19 protein-coding genes are annotated in these 16,806 nt (G+C 63.3%); 16 read left to right on the top strand and 3 right to left on the bottom strand.

What is annotated here, in order from left to right; all coding sequences use genetic code 11:
• The first annotated feature begins 32 nt into the window (after positions 1–32).
• From RQ479_RS20490 to RQ479_RS20465, 6 genes are all read left to right on the top strand, one after another.
• Positions 33–626, top strand: a complete 594-nt coding sequence (locus RQ479_RS20490; protein ID WP_376702403.1) for a hypothetical protein — start codon at positions 33–35, stop codon at positions 624–626.
• A gap of 56 nt (positions 627–682) precedes the next feature.
• On the top strand, positions 683–1,267 hold the full coding sequence (locus RQ479_RS20485; RefSeq protein ID WP_376702402.1) for an urease accessory protein UreE: 585 nt from the start codon (positions 683–685) through the stop codon (positions 1,265–1,267).
• Positions 1,260–1,949, top strand: a complete 690-nt coding sequence (locus tag RQ479_RS20480) for an urease accessory protein UreF (protein WP_376702401.1) — start codon at positions 1,260–1,262, stop codon at positions 1,947–1,949. The genes RQ479_RS20485 and RQ479_RS20480 overlap by 8 nt, the downstream gene beginning before the upstream one ends.
• Complete coding sequence (locus RQ479_RS20475; RefSeq protein ID WP_376702400.1) at positions 1,946–2,386, top strand: DUF3995 domain-containing protein; 441 nt, start codon at positions 1,946–1,948, stop codon at positions 2,384–2,386. The genes RQ479_RS20480 and RQ479_RS20475 overlap by 4 nt, the downstream gene beginning before the upstream one ends.
• Positions 2,383–3,024, top strand: coding sequence for an urease accessory protein UreG (gene ureG / locus RQ479_RS20470; RefSeq protein ID WP_376702399.1), 642 nt, complete (start codon positions 2,383–2,385; stop codon positions 3,022–3,024). Before RQ479_RS20475 ends, ureG begins: the two co-directional genes overlap by 4 nt.
• 81 nt (positions 3,025–3,105) lie before the next feature.
• Positions 3,106–3,873 carry a class II aldolase and adducin N-terminal domain-containing protein gene (locus RQ479_RS20465; RefSeq protein WP_353015948.1) on the top strand — a complete coding sequence of 256 codons (768 nt, stop codon included), beginning with the start codon at positions 3,106–3,108 and terminating at the stop codon, positions 3,871–3,873.
• Positions 3,874–3,895: 22 nt separating this feature from the next.
• Here the strand turns inward: RQ479_RS20465 and RQ479_RS20460 are convergent, their stop codons facing one another.
• The gene (locus tag RQ479_RS20460; RefSeq protein ID WP_376702398.1) at positions 3,896–4,528 is read right to left on the bottom strand and encodes an HAD family hydrolase; all 633 of its coding nucleotides are present in this window, start codon (positions 4,526–4,528) and stop codon (positions 3,896–3,898) included.
• 360 nt (positions 4,529–4,888) lie between these two features.
• Here RQ479_RS20460 and RQ479_RS20455 point away from each other — a divergent pair, with 360 nt between their 5' ends.
• On the top strand, positions 4,889–5,848 hold the full coding sequence (locus tag RQ479_RS20455) for a sugar-binding transcriptional regulator (RefSeq protein WP_376702397.1): 960 nt from the start codon (positions 4,889–4,891) through the stop codon (positions 5,846–5,848).
• Positions 5,849–5,923: 75 nt separating this feature from the next.
• On the opposite strand, the gene RQ479_RS20450 is transcribed toward RQ479_RS20455, so the two are convergent.
• The gene (locus RQ479_RS20450; protein ID WP_376702396.1) at positions 5,924–6,109 is read right to left on the bottom strand and encodes a hypothetical protein; all 186 of its coding nucleotides are present in this window, start codon (positions 6,107–6,109) and stop codon (positions 5,924–5,926) included.
• Positions 6,110–6,219: 110 nt separating this feature from the next.
• Here RQ479_RS20450 and gcvA point away from each other — a divergent pair, with 110 nt between their 5' ends.
• The 9 genes from gcvA (at position 6,220) to RQ479_RS20405 (ending at position 16,130) form a co-directional block, all read left to right on the top strand.
• A complete protein-coding gene (gene gcvA / locus RQ479_RS20445; RefSeq protein ID WP_376702395.1) occupies positions 6,220–7,131 on the top strand; it encodes a transcriptional regulator GcvA in 912 nt (303 codons plus the stop codon).
• A 208-nt stretch (positions 7,132–7,339) separates the two neighbouring features.
• A complete protein-coding gene (locus RQ479_RS20440; RefSeq protein WP_352467784.1) occupies positions 7,340–8,650 on the top strand; it encodes a sugar ABC transporter substrate-binding protein in 1,311 nt (436 codons plus the stop codon).
• A 116-nt stretch (positions 8,651–8,766) separates the two neighbouring features.
• The gene (locus RQ479_RS20435) at positions 8,767–9,639 is read left to right on the top strand and encodes a carbohydrate ABC transporter permease (RefSeq protein WP_376702394.1); all 873 of its coding nucleotides are present in this window, start codon (positions 8,767–8,769) and stop codon (positions 9,637–9,639) included.
• A gap of 11 nt (positions 9,640–9,650) precedes the next feature.
• Complete coding sequence (locus tag RQ479_RS20430) at positions 9,651–10,475, top strand: carbohydrate ABC transporter permease (protein ID WP_292662404.1); 825 nt, start codon at positions 9,651–9,653, stop codon at positions 10,473–10,475.
• 51 nt (positions 10,476–10,526) lie between these two features.
• On the top strand, positions 10,527–11,531 hold the full coding sequence (locus RQ479_RS20425; RefSeq protein WP_376702393.1) for an ABC transporter ATP-binding protein: 1,005 nt from the start codon (positions 10,527–10,529) through the stop codon (positions 11,529–11,531).
• Entirely contained in the window at positions 11,528–12,298 is a 771-nt protein-coding gene (locus tag RQ479_RS20420) for an L-iditol 2-dehydrogenase (protein WP_376702392.1), read from the top strand. The genes RQ479_RS20425 and RQ479_RS20420 overlap by 4 nt, the downstream gene beginning before the upstream one ends.
• A gap of 71 nt (positions 12,299–12,369) precedes the next feature.
• Positions 12,370–13,848, top strand: a complete 1,479-nt coding sequence (locus RQ479_RS20415) for a mannitol dehydrogenase family protein (RefSeq protein WP_376702391.1) — start codon at positions 12,370–12,372, stop codon at positions 13,846–13,848.
• Positions 13,849–13,863: 15 nt separating this feature from the next.
• Positions 13,864–14,547, top strand: coding sequence for an HAD family hydrolase (locus tag RQ479_RS20410; RefSeq protein WP_376702390.1), 684 nt, complete (start codon positions 13,864–13,866; stop codon positions 14,545–14,547).
• Positions 14,544–16,130 (top strand): FGGY-family carbohydrate kinase, encoded by a 1,587-nt coding sequence (locus tag RQ479_RS20405; protein WP_376702389.1) that lies wholly within the window; start codon positions 14,544–14,546, stop codon positions 16,128–16,130. Before RQ479_RS20410 ends, RQ479_RS20405 begins: the two co-directional genes overlap by 4 nt.
• A gap of 14 nt (positions 16,131–16,144) precedes the next feature.
• Here the strand turns inward: RQ479_RS20405 and RQ479_RS20400 are convergent, their stop codons facing one another.
• Positions 16,145–16,726, bottom strand: coding sequence for a histidine phosphatase family protein (locus tag RQ479_RS20400; RefSeq protein WP_376705982.1), 582 nt, complete (start codon positions 16,724–16,726; stop codon positions 16,145–16,147).
• Positions 16,727–16,806: the final 80 nt, after the last annotated feature.

Raw genomic sequence — 16,806 nt, 5'->3', positions numbered from 1 at the left:
ACGACCTATGTAGAACATGCCGCGCCAGGCCTATGGACCAGCAACTCCCCTACGCCCACGACATTTTCCCGCATATCCGCATTGTCCTGGGCATGGTGATCGGCCTTGGCGTCACCCGGCTTTTGTCGGGGCTTGCCCGCATCGTCCAGCATCCCGGCCAGTACCGGCTCTATCCCGTGCACCTCGCCTGGGTTGCGTCGGTGCTTTTGATGCTGGTGCATTTCTGGTGGTGGGAGTTCGGCCTGTTCCAGATCGAGAGCTGGACCTTCGGCAAATACCTGTTCATCATCTTCTACGCCGTCACGCTGTTCCTGCTCTGCGCGCTGCTGTTTCCGGATTCGATGCTGGACTACACCAGCTATGAGGATTTCTTCTATTCGCGCCGCGCCTGGTTCTTCGGCTTGCTGGCGGCGACCTATCTGCTGGACGTGGTCGATACGCTGCTGAAAGGGCCGGCGCACTTCGCCCATTTTGGCGTCGAATATCTGATCCGCACGCCGGTTTTCGTCGCGCTTTGCGTCATTGCGATCCTGCTGCGCGACCGCCGTTTCCACATCGCCTTTGTCGCCGGCGCGCTCGTCTATCAGATATCGTTCATCCTGCGGCTCTTCCACACGATCGTCTGAGCGCCATTGGGGCGGCGGACCGGATAGTCTAGGCTTTTTGCGAAAGGCAGTCTTACATGAAGCTCGATATCCGCACTGACTTCACCAAATTCCCGCGCGCCGTCTCCGTCCTGGCCGCAGGCGAAGCCGGAACCACCGCGCCATACGACAGTGCGGTGCTTGCCCATGACGAGCGGCATCTGCGCCGGCGCGCCATCGAAACGGCCCGTAGCGACAAGGTGCTGGTCGACCTGCCCGAACCGGTGACCTTGAACCATGGCGACCGGCTGGTGCTGGAAGATGGCCGCCACATCGAGATCATCGCGGCCGAGGAGCCGCTCTACGACGTCCGGGCCAGCGACCCTGTCCATCTGGCCGAGCTTGCCTGGCACATCGGCAACCGCCACCTCGCCGCCGCCGTCGAAGCTGGGCGCATCCTCATCCTGCGCGACCATGTCATCAAGGCGATGCTGGAGGGATTGGGCGCCACGGTGAGCGACGTCTCCGAACCGTTCAAGCCTGTGCGCGGCGCCTATTCCGGGCATGGCGGGCACGGCCATGCTCATGCCGAGGCGCATGCGCACAGCCACGCCGAAGCGCATTCCCATAGCCACAGCGAATCGCATTCCCACAGCCATTCGCACGACCATGACCATGACTGACCAGCCTTCCAACGTTGCCCAGCCTTACAACATCGCTTTGTTGCGGCTGATGGCGTGGCTGTCGCCTTCCTTCCCGGTCGGCGGCTTTTCCTACAGCCATGGTCTGGAACAAGCCGTGCATGCCGGGCTGGTTGCCGACAGCAAAGACCTCGCCGCGTGGCTGGAGACGCTAGTCGAGATGGGTTCCGGTTGGAACGATGCGGTGCTGTTTGCCGAAAGCTGGCGCCGGGCGCGCGAAGCCGGCGATCTCGCCGAAATCGCAGCACTCGCCGAGGCCTTGGCCGGCTCACGCGAGCGTCATACCGAGACGATGCTGCAGGGCGCCGCCTTCCTGAAGGCGGCCTCGGCTTGGCCATGCCAGGTGTTGGATCGCCTGCCGGCCGAATGTGCCTATTGCGTCGCCGTCGGTGCCGTCGCCGGCGGCCACGGAATTATGCTGCGGGATGCGCTGGCCGGCTTCCTGCAGGCCTTCTTTTCCAACCTCGTCCAGGCCGCGATCCGGCTTGGTGTCGTTGGCCAGACCGGAGCGACCGCGCTGCTCGCCGGCTTCGAGCCGCTGGCCTTGGCGACTGCAGCCCGCGCTGCCGGCTCGACCCTCGACGATCTCGGCGGCTGCGCTTTTATCTCCGATATCATGGCGATGAAGCACGAGACCCAGTATTCGCGGCTGTTCCGCTCATGATCATCCTAGCCTCCGCGCTCTCCTCGGTCCTGCTGCTGATCACCGCGCTGCATGTCTATTGGGGCATTGGCGGCATCTGGCCGGGCAGGGATGCCGCGTCCTGCGCCCGCGCCGTCATCGGCTTTCGCGGCGTCGACGAAATGCCGGCACCCTTCGCCAGCTTCGCCGTCGCCGCATGTCTCGGCCTGGCGACACTGTGGCCGATGGCGCTCGAGGGCATCGTTGCCACGCCGTTTCCCAAGGCTGGGCTTGCCGCCACGTCACTGCTCATCGCGCTGGTTTTCCTGGCGCGTGGCATTGCCGGCTTCACGCCCTGGTGGCGCCGGCTGACGCCCGAACAGCCTTTCGCGCGGCTCGATCTGCGTCATTATTCGCCGCTGTGCCTGCTGATCGGGCTTGGCTTTGCTGTTCTTGCCCTCATGGAGTTCCCCGGATGATATCGCCCAACGGTCCTCTTCGCATCGGCATTGGCGGTCCGGTCGGCTCGGGCAAGACGACGCTCACCGAAAAGCTCTGCAAGGCGCTACGTGACGAGTTCTCGATCGCCGTCGTCACCAACGACATCTACACCAAGGAAGACGCCATGATGCTGGCCCGGCTGCAGGCGCTGCCCGAGGATCGCATCGTCGGCGTCGAGACCGGCGGCTGCCCGCACACCGCCATCCGCGAGGACGCCTCGATCAATCTGCAGGCGATCGCCGAGATGACCAAGAAATTCCCGGATCTCGACATCGTCTTCATCGAATCGGGCGGCGACAACCTCGCCGCCACCTTCTCGCCGGACCTTGCCGACCTGACGCTTTATGTCATCTCGGTTTGCCAGGGCGAGGAGATCCCGAGAAAGGGCGGCCCGGCGATCACCCGATCCGACTTCCTGGTCATCAACAAGAGCGACCTTGCGCCCTATGTGAACGTCAATCTCGACATCATGGAAAGCGACGCTGCCCGCATGCGCGGCAAGCGGCCGTTCGGCTTCACAGACCTGTCGCGCGGCAAGGGACTGCAGGAAGTGATAGATTTCATCGTCGAGCATGGCGGGCTGAGAGCCGGCGCGGCCACCAGCACGGCGGCATAACGGCGCTCGCCTGCACCAAACGAAACCGGTTGCGCCTGTTCCAGCCGCGCGGCATGCTCGCTCCATTCACGGAGGTCTACGATGAGCATCACGCGCCTGCAGAAGGAAGTGCTGACCAACCTGCCGTTCTATGAGGAGCGCGTCGATCTGGCCTGCGCCTTCCGCTGGACGGCGCGGCTTAACATGCATGAGGCGGTGGCCAATCATTTTTCGCTGGCGGTCAACGACGATGGCTCGCAATTCCTGATGAACCCTAACCAGGTGCATTTCTCGCGCATCAAGGCGAGCGACCTGCTTCTGATCGACGCCAATGATCCCGACACGCTGGTCGGCCCGAATGCGCCCGATCCGACGGCGTGGGGCCTGCATGGTGCCATCCATCGCAACGTGCGTCATGCGCGCTGCGTCATGCATGTCCACTCGATCCACGCCACCGTGCTTGCCTCGCTTGCCGACTCGACGCTGCCGCCGATCGACCAGAACTCGGCGATCTTCTTCAACCGCCATGTCGTCGACGCTCATTATGGTGGGTTGGCCTTCGAGGAAGAGGGCGAGCGCTGCTCGCAGCTTCTTGTCGACCCGAAGGTCAAGGTGATGGTGATGGGCAATCATGGCGTGCTGGTCATCGGCGACAGCGTCGCCGACACCTTCAACCGCATGTTCTATTTCGAGCGCGCCGCCGAAACCTATATCAAGGCGCTGTGGACCGGCCGGCCGTTGCGGGTATTGTCGGACGAGATCGCGGAGAAAGCGGCAAGGGAACAGGAAGACTATCCCGGCCAGGCCGAACGCCACCTTTCCGAACTGAAGGCGATCCTCGACGAGCAGGAGCCCGCCTACCGGAACTGAGCGCGGTCCAACCCGGCCCGGCTTAAAGCCCGAACTCCGCCCGCAATTCGTCGGCGCTGTTGATGACAATCGCCCCCGGCGGCCCTTCCATGGGCACCTCCGGCCAGAAGATCGTCTTCATTCCCGCTGCCAGCCCCGCCGTGGCGCCGGTCACGCTGTCGTCGACCGCAACGGCCTCGGCGGGATCGACGTCGGCCAGCCAGGCGGCGCGCAGGAAAGGTTCGGCATGCGGCTTGCCTTCGCGCACGTCGTTGCGGCTGACCGTCTTCATGCCGGGATAGACGAGGCCTACGGCGCGCAGATTGGCATCGACGATCAGCCTGTCCGAGTTAGACACCACCGCTTGCGGCACGCCAAGCTCCCGCAGCTCATTGAAAATCTCGATCGCGCCGCTGCGTGGCATCAGCGTTTCGGCCATCGGCAGATAGTGATCGTATTTGCGCACGATCCAGTCGTCGAAAGGCAGGTCGAGGCCGAACTCGTCGCGCAGCATTTCGTAGACCGGCCATGCGGCGATGCCGAGCACCCGCTCGTGCAGGTTGGCCGGCGGTGCGATGCCGACGCTGTGCAGCGCCGCAATCAGCGCTGCCTCGTGCAGCGGCTCGCTGTCGACCAGCGTGCCGTCCATATCCCAGAAAACCGCTTTCGGCGTCATGCAAGGCTCCATTCTCAAAAAATCCCTTAAAGCGTTTAGCGCGGGAGATAAACCGCCGCGTCCCCGCTAATGCATGTCGCTCAGAAATTTGGAGCGGTTTTGCGATGACGACATGCATAGAAAAGAACCTAAAACGCGTCGCATGAGGCCGATCGAATGCGACGCGCTTTAGAACCGAAATTGGTGCGACCTCGACAGCCTTGCTGTTGCAACGAGACTGGGTCGACCCGTCACTTCGCTCCAAACACCAAGTTTCAGCCCTAAGCAATTGCTCTTACAATAGGCAATTGCGCGCACGTTCATTCCCTGCGAAACTATGGTCCTCCGCCTCTTATGCTCGGCGGGTTGGGAGGCAGGAACTTGAATTCGCGGCAGGATAGCGGCGGCAACAGGCTGGACGACGCGGCGCGCGCCGGCTGGCTCTATTACGTTGCCGGCAACACCCAGGACCAGATCGCCGCAACGCTTGGCATCTCGCGGCAGACGGCGCAGCGGCTGGTGTCGCTCGCAGTCTCCGAAGGGCTGATCAAGGTGCGCGTCGACCATCCGATCGCCAATTGCCTCGACCTTGCGGCACGGCTGAAATCGCGCTTTGCCCTTGATCTGGTCGAGGTGGTGCCGAGCGACCCGTCTTCGTCCTCCACCGTCATCGGCGTCGCCGAGGCGGCGGCGGCCGAGATCGAACGGCGGCTGCGCTCGCCCACACCAATCGTCATGGCGATCGGCACCGGCCGCACGCTGAAGGCCGCGATCGAGCAACTGCCGCCGATGGAATGCCCGCAGCACAAGGTGGTGTCGCTGACCGGCAATATCTCGCCGGACGGCTCGGCGGCCTTCTACAACGTCATCTTCACCATGGCCGACAGGGTCAAGGCGCGCTCGTTTCCGATGCCTTTGCCGGTCATCGCTTCCTCTCCCGAGGAGCGCGAGATGCTGCTCAGCCAGCCGATGATCCAGCCGACGCTGGCGCTTGCGGCTGAGGCCGACGTCACCTTTGTCGGCATCGGCGACCTCGGCCCGAAGGCGCCGCTTTACGAGGACGGCTTCATTTCGGAGGGTGAATTAAAGGCGCTGCAGAAGGCCGGCGGCGTCGCCGAGATCGTCGGCTGGGTGTTCGACCGCGACGGCCGCATGATCGAGGGCATCACCAATGATCGGGTCTCGTCGGCACCGCTGCCGTCGCGCGAAAAGTCGCTGGTGATCGCGCTTGCCATGGGCGACCGCAAGCTGCCGGGCATCTTCGCCGCCGTCAACCGGCGGCTGGTCAACGGCCTGATCACCGATGAGCGGACCGCCGCCGCCTTGCTGGATGGCGCATGATCTCCGAGCCCCTGGTGGTCGGAAACGATCATGTGAAATCGAAACGCATCTGAACCCCCGATAAAACGAGCGACACTACTGGCGACGTCCGCAAGGATCATTGCCGTCGAGGAAGCCCATGTCGCGCTGCAGATGCGGCGGCAGTTCCCGGACGTCGAGATAGGCCCGTTTCCGCGCCGCGTGCCTTGCCGGTCCCCGCGCCAGCCGTGAAAACCAGCCGTGGGCTGGAGCAAGAAGCAGCTTTTCCTGTATTGTGGTCATGATCGTCAGCCTTCGCTATCTCTAGGCGTAATTGATCTTCAACACGGAATATCGGTAGGACCGGCTGGTGCCGCCAATCAAACGTCGATCACTGCCCATAAGGAGGGCTTATGCCGGAGCTCAATTCACGACAGCTGGTTTCGCAGCTTCCTCCGCTTCAGGCGATCCGGGTGTTCGAGGCGGTGGCGCGGCATCTCTCCTTCACCAAGGCCGCCCAGGAGCTTGGAATGACGCAGGCGGCGGCAAGCTATCAGATCAAGCTTCTGGAGGAGCGCATCGGCGCGCCTCTGTTCCTGCGCCAGCCAAAACAGATCGTGCTGACCGAACCCGGCCAGCGCCTGGCGCCCGCGGTCAGCGAAGCGTTCGCGCTGTTGAGCGGCGCCTATGCCGCCGCGCGCACTGGCGCCGATGGCGTGCTTTGCGTTTCGACGCTGCTGACCTTTGCCTCCAATTGGCTGGCGCAGCATCTCGGTTCCTTCCAGGTCGCGCATCCGTCGGTGGCGGTGCGCGTCGATACTTCGAACAGGGTTGTCGACTTTGCCAGAGAGGATATCGACATCGCCATCCGCTCCGGCGGCGGCAACTGGCCGGGCGTCGAGACCCATATGCTTTTCAGGGCCGATTTCACGCCGGTTCTCAGCCCAAAGCTCGCGGCCAGCATCGGCGGCGTCAGCGAGCCGGCCGACCTGTTGCGGCTGCCGATCCTCGATCCGGGCGACATCTGGTGGCGGGACTGGTTTGCCGCCGCCGGCCTGCCGGTCGAGGAACTGGCCAAGCGCCCCGGCACCAGCATGGGCGCGCAGGCCTACGAGGCCAATGCCGCGATTGCCGGCCATGGCGTGGCGATCGTCACCAAGGCGCTGTTCAAGACCGAACTTGCCGACGGCCGCCTGATCCAGCCCTTTGATCTGGTTGGTGACGACGGCCATGCCTATTGGCTGGTCTATCCGACGGCCCGGCGCAACGTGCCGAAGATCCGCGCCTTCCGTGATTGGATCCTGAGCGAGATCGCTTGCCAATAGGCTGAATCCCAGCAAGCCCGACAGCAAAGCTCCGGGCCCAATTAGCACGATCCTTGGTCAGACATGCCGCAAACGTCCCAGGCTTGTCGCTGCACGAGACCGGCGTGCTGCGCTGCAGCAACGAATCCGTCTTGACATAATTCAGCGCAAGTGAGTAATTGCTCACAACCAAGGCAAATGCTCATCTTGGTTTATGGGAGGAATTTTGATGAAACTTCGCACGTTCACCCTAGGCCTGTTCTCGGCGAGCGCCCTCGCTTTCGCCGCGCATGCCGAATCCATCACCATCGCCACGGTCAACAATGGCGACATGGTCCGCATGCAGAAGCTGACCGACGACTTCACCGCAACGAATCCCGACATTCAGCTGCAGTGGGTCACGCTCGAGGAAAACGTCCTGCGCGAGCGCGTCACCACCGACATCGCCACCAAGGGTGGCCAGTACGACGTGATGACCATCGGCACCTACGAGGTGCCGATCTGGGCCAAGCAGAGCTGGCTCTTGCCTCTCGACAAGCTCGGCGACGATTACGACGTCAAGGACATCATCCCGGCCATAGCCGGCGGCCTGTCGGTCGACGGCAAGCTCTACGCAGCGCCGTTCTACGGCGAAAGCTCCTTCGTCATGTACCGCAAGGATCTGATGGAAAAGGCCGGGCTCAAGATGCCCGATGCACCGACCTGGGACTTCATCAAGCAGGCCGCCGACAAGATGACCGACCGCGCCAACGGCGTGAACGGCGTCTGCCTGCGCGGCAAGGCAGGCTGGGGCGAGAACATGGCCTTCCTGACCGCCATGTCGAACTCGTTCGGCGCGCGCTGGTTCGACGAGAACTGGAAGCCGCAATTCGACCAGCCCGAATGGAAGAACACGCTGCAATTCTATGTCGACCTGATGAAGGCCGACGGCCCCGAGGGCGCGTCGTCCAACGGCTTCAACGAAAACTTGGCGCTGTTCCAGCAGGGCAAATGCGGCATGTGGATCGACGCCACCGTCGCTGCCTCCTTCGTCTCCGACCCGAAGAACTCCACCGTCGCCGACAAGGTCGGCTATGCGCTGGCACCGGACAATGGCCTCGGCAAGCGCGGCAATTGGCTGTGGGCGTGGTCGCTGGCCATCCCCGCCGGCACCCAGAAGGCCGACGCCGCTCAAAAGTTCGTATCCTGGGCAACCAGCAAGCACTATGCCGAGCTCGTCGCCTCGAAGGAAGGCTGGGCCAACGTTCCGCCGGGAACGCGCTCCTCGCTCTATGCCAATCCCGAGTACCAGAAGGCAGCGCCTTTCGCCAAGATGACGCTGGACTCGATCAACTCCGCCGATCCGACGCACCCGACCGTCAAGCCGGTGCCTTATGTCGGCGTCCAGTTCGTCGCCATTCCGGAGTTCCAGGGCCTCGGCACCACCGTCGGCCAGCTCTTTTCGGCGGCACTTGCCGGCCAGTCGAGCGTCGACGATGCCTTGAAGCAGGCGCAGGATGCCGCCACCGCGACGATGACCGAGGGTGGTTACATCAAGTAAGGCTCCTCCCGGTGCCGGTTGCCAATAGCAATCGGCACCGGCCGCCCGAATCCCAGTTCGGGCGGCCAGCTTTCACACCGCTGAAAAAACTTGGCTGACCTCGAAGGGTGACCGTCATGGCTACTCAGCAGACCCGTTCGCTTGCCCGTTTCATGATGGCGCCATCCGTGGTGCTGCTGCTGGTTTGGATGATTGTGCCGCTGGCATTCACGCTGTGGTTCTCCTTCCAGCAGTACAATCCGCTCAATCCGATGCGCGACGGCTTCGTCGGCTTTTCGAACTACGCGCTGTTCTATTCCAACCCGGCATTCCTGCAGTCGATCCTCAACACGCTCACCATCGTCGTCAGCGTGCTTTTGATCACGGTGATCGGCGGTATCCTGCTGGCCCTTCTGCTCGATCAGCCGATGTGGGGACAGGGCATCGTCCGCATCCTCGTCATCTCGCCGTTCTTCGTCATGCCGCCGGTGGCAGCACTGGTCTGGAAGAACATGATCATGCACCCGCAATACGGTGTCTTCGCCGATATTGCGCGCTTCTTAGGCGGGCAGCCGATCGACTGGTTCGGGCAGCACCCGCTCCTGGCGATCATCATCATCGTTGCCTGGCAGTGGCTGCCGTTTGCGACGCTGATCCTGTTGACCGCGCTTCAGTCGCTCGACGGCGAGCAGAAGGAAGCCGCCGAAATGGACGGCGCCGGCTTCATCAGCCGCTTCATCTATTTGACGCTGCCGCATATGTCGCGCGCCATAACCGTCGTCATCCTGATCCAGACGATCTTCCTTCTCTCGGTCTATGCCGAGATCCTCGTCACCACCAATGGCGGCCCGGGTTATGCCTCCACCAACCTGCCCTTCCTCGTCTACCAGAAGGCATTGCTGGAGTTCAAAATCGGCCAGGCGTCCGCCGGCGGCATCATCGCCGTCATTCTCGCCAACATCGTCGCCTTCTTCGCCATGCGCGCCGTCGGCAAGAACTTGGACAAATAAGGGAGGCTAAGATGGCACGTGCAGTCACCACCCAGCACAAGACGATTGCGACCGCGGCCGCCTGGATCGTCGCGCTGCTGATCTTTTTCCCGATCCTCTATACGATCATCACCTCGTTCAAGTCGGAGCAGGAGGCCATCCAGGGCTTCAACCTGTTCCCGTCAGGAACCACGGAGAGCTATTCCGAGGTCCAGGCGCAGAACGGTTATTTCAAGTTCTTCCTGAACTCGGTGTTCCTGTCGGTCGGCTCGACCGTGTTGGCTCTGCTCGTCGCCATACCGGCGGCATGGTCGATGGCGTTTTCGCCAGGCAAACGCACCAAGGACATCCTGATGTGGATGCTTTCCACCAAGATGATGCCGGCCGTCGCCGTGCTGTTTCCGATCTATCTGATCTTCCGCGACACCGGACTGCTCGACAGCCGCATCGGCCTGATGGTCATGCTGATGCTGATCAACCTGCCGATCGTGGTCTGGATGCTCTACACCTATTTTCGCGAGATCCCGGGCGAGATCCTGGAAGCGGCGCGCATGGACGGCGCATCGCTCTGGAACGAGATCATCTACGTGCTGACGCCGATGGCTGTGCCGGGCATCGCCTCGACCATGCTGCTCAACATCATTCTCGCCTGGAACGAGGCGTTCTGGACGATCCGGCTGACCACCACCGAGGCCGCGCCGCTCACCGCTTTCATCAGCTCCTTCTCCAGCCCGCAGGGGCTGTTCTGGGCCAAGCTTTCGGCCGCCTCGACGCTGGCGATCGCGCCGATCCTGATCATGGGCTGGTTCAGCCAGAAGCAGCTGGTCCGCGGCCTGACATTTGGGGCAGTAAAGTAACGGAAACTGCCTGACGCAAAACGACGAAATAGCCCTTCGGGGGAGGAAATCATGGGAAACATCACGCTCAAGAACGTCTCCAAATCCTTCGGGGCGACATCCATCATTCCCGGTCTCGACCTGGTCATCGAGAACGGCGAGTTCGTCGTCTTCGTCGGCCCGTCAGGCTGCGGCAAGTCAACGCTGTTGCGTCTGATCGCTGGCCTGGAGGATACCAGCGGCGGCACCATCAATATCGATGGCCGCGACGTCACCGGTGAGGCGCCGGCCAAGCGCAAGCTGGCCATGGTGTTCCAGTCCTATGCGCTCTACCCGCACATGACGGTGGCCAAGAACATCGCTTTCCCGCTGAAGATGGCGGGCGAGGACAAAGCCACCATCGACAAGAAGGTGAAGGACGCCGCCCGCATCTTGAACCTCACCAACTACCTCGACCGCCGCCCCGGTCAGCTCTCCGGCGGCCAGCGGCAGCGCGTCGCCATCGGCCGCGCCATCGTGCGCCAACCTTCGGCCTTCCTGTTCGACGAGCCTTTGTCCAATCTCGACGCGGCGCTGCGCGGCACCATGCGGCTGGAGATCAGCGAGCTGCACCACCAGCTCAAGACAACCATGGTCTACGTCACCCACGACCAGATCGAGGCGATGACCATGGCCGACAAGATCGTCGTGCTCAATGCCGGCAATATCGAGCAGGTCGGCTCGCCGATGGAGCTCTACAAGACGCCGAAGAACCTGTTCGTCGCCGGTTTCATAGGTTCGCCGAAGATGAACCTGATCGAAGGCGCGCCGGCCGCCAAATATGGCGCCAACACAGTCGGCATCCGCCCGGAGCATATGAACATTTCGAAGACGTCAGGCGACTGGAAGGCGACGGTCGGCGTTGCCGAGCATCTCGGCTCCGATACGTTCTTGCATGTCCAGGCGGATGGCGTCGGGCAGTTGACGGTGCGTGCCGACGGCGAACTGCCCGCCCATCACGGCGACACGATCTACCTGACGCCGGACAAGGCCAAGCTGCATCGTTTCGGCGCCGATGGGAAGGCGATGCTGCAATGAGGCTCCGGGGTAAATCGGCGCTGATCACCGGATCGGCGCGCGGTATCGGCAGGGCGTTTGCCGAAACCTATATGCGCGAAGGGGCGACGGTCGCGATTGGCGACATCAATCTCGAAGCCGCCGAGAAGACAGCTTCGGAAATCGGCGGCAACGCCTACGCGGTGAAGCTGGACGTCACCGATCTCGCGTCTATCGATGCGGCCGTCAAGGCGGTCGAAACCAGAGCCGGCGGCCTCGATATCTTGATCAACAACGCTGCCTTGTTCGACCTGGCGCCGATCGTCGAGATCACCAGGGCAAGCTACGACAAATTGTTCTTGGTCAATGTCGCCGGCACGCTGTTTACGCTGCAGGCCGCCGCCCGTTCGATGATTGCCCGCGGCAAGGGCGGCAAGATCATCAATATGGCAAGCCAGGCCGGGCGCCGCGGCGAGGCGCTGGTCGCCGTCTACTGCGCCACCAAGGCGGCGGTCATCTCGCTCACCCAGTCGGCAGGGCTCGACCTGATCAAGCACCGCATCAACGTCAATGCCATCGCCCCGGGTGTCGTCGACGGCGAGCACTGGGACCATGTCGATGCCTTGTTCGCAAAGTTCGAGAACCGGCCGAGGGGCGAGAAGAAGAGGCTGGTCGGCGAAGCCGTGCCTTATGGCCGTATGGGCACGGCGCAAGACCTCACCGGCATGGCGGTGTTCCTGGCCAGCGACGAGGCCGAATACATCGTTGCCCAGACCTATAATGTCGATGGCGGCCAGTGGATGAGTTGAGGGGGCGAAGGCGCTCTTCTCCCCGTCTCCTCCACGGGGGGAAGAGCCGTCCCGCTAAAGGGTAAAAGCAGATGTCCGTGAAACTCTCTTCTTCCATCCTCGCCAAGCTGCCGCCCAAGGTCGCCGGCCCGAAATACGATCGCGCCGCGCTCAAGGCCGGGATCGTGCATTTCGGCGTCGGCAATTTCCATCGCTCGCACCAGGCCGTCTATCTCGACGACCTGTTCAATTCGGGCGTCGGCCACGACTGGGCCATTGTTGGCGCCGGCGTCTTCGAGGGCGAGAAGGTCGGCCGCGGCAAGCTGCAGGAGCAGGACTGGCTGACCACCGTGGTCGAGCAGGACAGCGGCCATATGAGCGCGCGCGTCATCGGCGTCATGATCGATTTCCTGATGCCGGGCGACGCGGCCGCAATCGTCGAGCAGCTTGCCGATCCGGCGATCAAGATCGTTTCCCTGACCATCACCGAGGGCGGCTATTTCATCGATCCGGCTTCCGGCGTCTTCAATCCGACGCATCCCGACATCGTTGCCGACGCGCAACCCGGGGCGACACCGAAGACCGTTTTTGGGCTCATCCTCGCCGGGCTGCTGCGTCGCCGCGCCGACGGCATCGTGCCTTTCACAGTCATGTCCTGCGACAACATCCCCCATAACGGCCATGTCACCTCAGACGGCGTCATCGGCCTGGCGCGGCTGATCGACGAGGATCTGGCCAACTGGGTGAGCGAAAACGTCGCCTTTCCCAATGGCATGGTCGACCGCATCACGCCGGCGACCACCGACCGCGAGCGCGGCATTCTCTCCAGCGAGTTCGGCCTCGACGACAATTGGCCGGTGTTTTGCGAGCCGTTCAAGCAATGGGTGCTGGAGGACCGTTTCACCGATGGCCGCCCGCCGCTGGAACAGGTCGGCGTGCAGTTCGTCAGCGACGTCGCGCCCTATGAGCTGATGAAGATCCGCATCCTCAATGGCGGCCATGCGACCATCGCCTATCCGGCCGGGCTGATGGACATCCATTTCGTTCATGAGGCGATGCAGGAGCCGCTGGTACGCGGCTTCCTCGACAAGCTCGAGCATGACGAGATCATCCCGACCGTGCCGCCGGTGCCGGACACCGACCTCGAAGATTACTACCAGCTCATCGAGCACCGATTCTCCAATCCGAAGATCGGCGACACTATACGGCGGCTTTGCCTCGACGGCTCCAACCGCCAGCCGAAATTCATCATTCCGACGATCGCCGACCGGCTGAAGGCCGGCAAAAGCGTCACCGGCCTGGCGCTGGAATCTGCGCTCTGGTGTCGCTACTGCTTCGGCGCGACGGATTCCGGTGCCGTCACCGACCCCAACGACCCGAACTGGGGCCGGTTGCAGGCGACAGCCAAGGCGGCCAGGGGCATGCCTGCCGCCTGGCTTGCCATGGAGGACATCTATGGCGACGTCGGACGCTCGGCGCCGTTCGCCGAAGCGTTCGCCCATGCGCTCAAATCGCTGTGGGCGGACGGCGCGCGCGCGACACTGACGCGCTATCTCGCCAGCGACCTCTGAAGCCGATCCAGCGCGATGACGCCTGAACTGGTCATTTTCGACTGTGACGGCGTGCTGGTGGACAGTGAGATGCTGTCCGTCTCGGCATTGCTGGAGATGATCGCGCTTGCCGGCGGCAACGTCAGCGAGGACATTGCCTACGAGCGCTTCCTCGGCAAGAGCATGAAGAGCGTCCGCGAAATCCTCGCAAGCGACTTCGGGCTCGATCTGACCGACCAGCATCTGACCAAGATGCGCTCCGAACTGATGCGCAAGTTCCGCGAGCAGCTGAAACCGATGCCAGGCATCGCACAGGTCCTGCCGAAGCTCGGCGTGCCGTGCTGCGTCGCCTCCTCCGGCACGCTGGAGCGGATCCGCAATGCGCTCCAGGTTACGGGGTTGCTTGGGCTGCTGGAGCCGCATTTGTTCAGCGCTGCCATGGTGGCGCGGGGCAAACCGGCGCCCGATCTCTTTCTCCATGCAGCCGATAAAATGAGAGCGGCCCCACGAAACTGCCTCGTCGTCGAGGACAGCCCGGCCGGCATCGAAGCGGCGCGGGCGGCCGGCATGCGCGTCCTTGCCTTCACCGGCGGCTCGCACACCGGCAACCCGGCATTGAAAGCGCGGCTTGCGTCGAGTGAGCCGGACTTTATATTCGCTGACATGCTGCAATTGCCCGATCTGATTGCAGGCCTGGGAGCGAGAGCAAGAACACCTTGACCAACAGTTTCGTTTGCGCGGTCGATGTCGGCACCGGAAGCGCCCGTGCCGGCATTCTCGACACCGGTGGCGCCTTGCTCGGCCGCGCCGAGCACCCGATCGCCATGCAACAGCCGAAGGCCGACCACGCCGAGCACGATTCGCAGGATATCTGGTCGGCGGTGTGCATTGCCGTGCGCGCTGCCCGCGAAAAGGCGGGCGTGAAGGCTGAGGATATCGTCGGCATCTCTTTTGACGCCACCTGCTCGCTGGTGGTGCGGGACCGGCATGGCGGCCAGCTGAGCGTGTCCGTCACTGGCGAAAGGCGCTGGGACACCATCGTCTGGCTCGACCATCGTGCCATTGCCGAGGCCGACGAATGCACCGAAAGCGGCCATGCCGTGCTCGACTATATCGGCGGCGTCATGTCGCCGGAAATGGAGACGCCCAAGCTGATGTGGCTGAAGCGCAATCTACCCGGAACATGGAACGAAGCCGGCTACCTATTCGACCTCACCGACTTCCTCACTTGGAAGGCGACCGGCTCTCTCGCCCGTTCACAATGCACGCTGACCGCCAAATGGACCTATCTGGCCCATGAAGAGACCGGCTGGCGGCGCGACTTCTTCGAAGCGGTCGGGCTCGGCGACCTTTTCGAGCACGGCAATCTGCCGGGAAAGGCAAGCCCGGTCGGTGCCGATATCGGTCCGCTCGGCGCACAAGCCGCGGCGGAGCTTGGCCTCACCGAAAAATGCCGGGTCGGCGCCGGCGTCATCGATGCCTATGCCGGCGCGCTTGGCGTGCTCGGCGGCTTCGCCGGTGACGCGAAGGACATCGGCCGCCATCTGGCCCTGATCGCCGGCACGTCGAGTTGCGTCATGGCGATGTCGCCCGACCCGCAGCCTTTCGCCGGTGTCTGGGGGCCGTATTATGGCGCCGCCCTTCCCGGTCTGTGGCTGTCGGAAGGCGGCCAGTCGGCCACCGGCGCGCTGCTCGATCACATCATCCGCTGGCACGGCGCCGGCGGCGAACCGGATGCCGCCATGCATGCCAGGATCGCCCGCCGCGTCGCCGAGCTGCGCGCCGCCGAAGGAGACAACCTCGCCGCCAGGCTGCACGTGCTGCCCGATTTTCACGGCAACCGTTCGCCGCTCGCCGACCCGCATGCCGTCGGCGTCATCAGCGGGCTGACGCTGGATTCCTCCTTCGACAGCCTGTGCAAGCTCTACTGGCGCACCGCCGTCAGCATCGCGCTTGGCGTCCGCCATGTGCTGGAAGCGCTGAACGAAAACGGCTATCTGATCGACACGCTGCACGTCACCGGCGGCCACACCAAGAACCCGCTGTTGATGGAGCTCTATGCCGACGCCACCGGCTGCACGGTGGTCGAGCCGCTGGCGGACGAGGCGGTACTGCTCGGCACCGGCATGATTGCTGCCACCGCCGCCAGACTCTTTCCCGACTTGAACGCTGCCTGCGTCGCCATGCAGCAGGGCGGCAGGACGCGCGAGCCCAATCCGGCGGCGACCGGCCGGTTCGATCGCGACTATCGCGTGTTTCTCGAAATGCACCGGCAAAGGCGGGCGCTGGACGCGATCCGATAGACCGGGATCGGCCGCTATCTCTGGTTCCAGCGCCGGACGACCGGCTCGTCAAGATCGTGCTCATAACCGAGCACGCTCACGCTGGCGGTATCCAGCACGAAAAGCGCGCCGTCTTGCGGCGGCAGGCCAAGCCAGCGTGCGGCCAGCACCCGCAGGAAATGCGAGCTTGAGAAGATTAGGACGTTGCTGCCGGCCTCGCGCAACTGGCTGACGATCCGGTCCGCCCTCGAGCCGACATCCTTAGCGGACTCGCCACGCGGGCAGCCGTCGCGAAAAAGCCGCCAGCCGGGACGCTCGGCGAGGATTTGCTTGGTGGTCAATCCCTCATAGGCACCATAATCCCACTCCGCCAGATCGTCCTTCTTCACGCCTGACGAGCCGAAGCCGGCCAGCGCACAGGTGTTGAAGGCGCGCTGCGACGGGCTCGACCACACCGCCGAGAAGGACAGGCCCTTTAGCCGCTCAGCGACGCGCCTCGCCGCGTCCTCGCCGGCTGGCGTCAGCGGTATGTCGGTACGGCCGGTATGTTTCCCGGACGCACTCCATTCCGTCTCGCCATGCCGAACCACGTGTATTTCGGGAAACGCGCTCATCAGGGGGCCTTTCAAATGGATCTGCCGTGACCATAGCTGCTTCCATAGCCTCTCCAATAGCGTGCATTGAGTTGACTGGCTTA

The sequence above is a fragment of the Mesorhizobium sp. ISC25 genome (assembly GCF_042295465.1).
Lineage (GTDB): Bacteria > Pseudomonadota > Alphaproteobacteria > Rhizobiales > Rhizobiaceae > Mesorhizobium.
Note: the sequence above shows the minus strand (reverse complement) of the source record. Positions and strands in the feature narration are given on the sequence as shown.

Bases quoted from the DNA above. Each gene is read 5' to 3' on its own strand.
- RQ479_RS20490 (WP_376702403.1), top strand. From the start codon at position 33: ATGGACCAGCAACTCCCCTACGCCCACGACATTTTCCCGCATATCCGC.
- RQ479_RS20485 (WP_376702402.1), top strand. From the start codon at position 683: ATGAAGCTCGATATCCGCACTGACTTCACCAAATTCCCGCGCGCCGTC.
- RQ479_RS20480 (WP_376702401.1), top strand. From the start codon at position 1,260: ATGACTGACCAGCCTTCCAACGTTGCCCAGCCTTACAACATCGCTTTG.
- RQ479_RS20475 (WP_376702400.1), top strand. From the start codon at position 1,946: ATGATCATCCTAGCCTCCGCGCTCTCCTCGGTCCTGCTGCTGATCACC.
- ureG (WP_376702399.1), top strand. From the start codon at position 2,383: ATGATATCGCCCAACGGTCCTCTTCGCATCGGCATTGGCGGTCCGGTC.
- RQ479_RS20465 (WP_353015948.1), top strand. From the start codon at position 3,106: ATGAGCATCACGCGCCTGCAGAAGGAAGTGCTGACCAACCTGCCGTTC.
- RQ479_RS20460 (WP_376702398.1), bottom strand. From the start codon at position 4,528: ATGACGCCGAAAGCGGTTTTCTGGGATATGGACGGCACGCTGGTCGAC.
- RQ479_RS20450 (WP_376702396.1), bottom strand. From the start codon at position 6,109: ATGACCACAATACAGGAAAAGCTGCTTCTTGCTCCAGCCCACGGCTGG.
- gcvA (WP_376702395.1), top strand. From the start codon at position 6,220: ATGCCGGAGCTCAATTCACGACAGCTGGTTTCGCAGCTTCCTCCGCTT.
- RQ479_RS20440 (WP_352467784.1), top strand. From the start codon at position 7,340: ATGAAACTTCGCACGTTCACCCTAGGCCTGTTCTCGGCGAGCGCCCTC.
- RQ479_RS20435 (WP_376702394.1), top strand. From the start codon at position 8,767: ATGGCTACTCAGCAGACCCGTTCGCTTGCCCGTTTCATGATGGCGCCA.
- RQ479_RS20430 (WP_292662404.1), top strand. From the start codon at position 9,651: ATGGCACGTGCAGTCACCACCCAGCACAAGACGATTGCGACCGCGGCC.
- RQ479_RS20425 (WP_376702393.1), top strand. From the start codon at position 10,527: ATGGGAAACATCACGCTCAAGAACGTCTCCAAATCCTTCGGGGCGACA.
- RQ479_RS20420 (WP_376702392.1), top strand. From the start codon at position 11,528: ATGAGGCTCCGGGGTAAATCGGCGCTGATCACCGGATCGGCGCGCGGT.
- RQ479_RS20415 (WP_376702391.1), top strand. From the start codon at position 12,370: ATGTCCGTGAAACTCTCTTCTTCCATCCTCGCCAAGCTGCCGCCCAAG.
- RQ479_RS20410 (WP_376702390.1), top strand. From the start codon at position 13,864: ATGACGCCTGAACTGGTCATTTTCGACTGTGACGGCGTGCTGGTGGAC.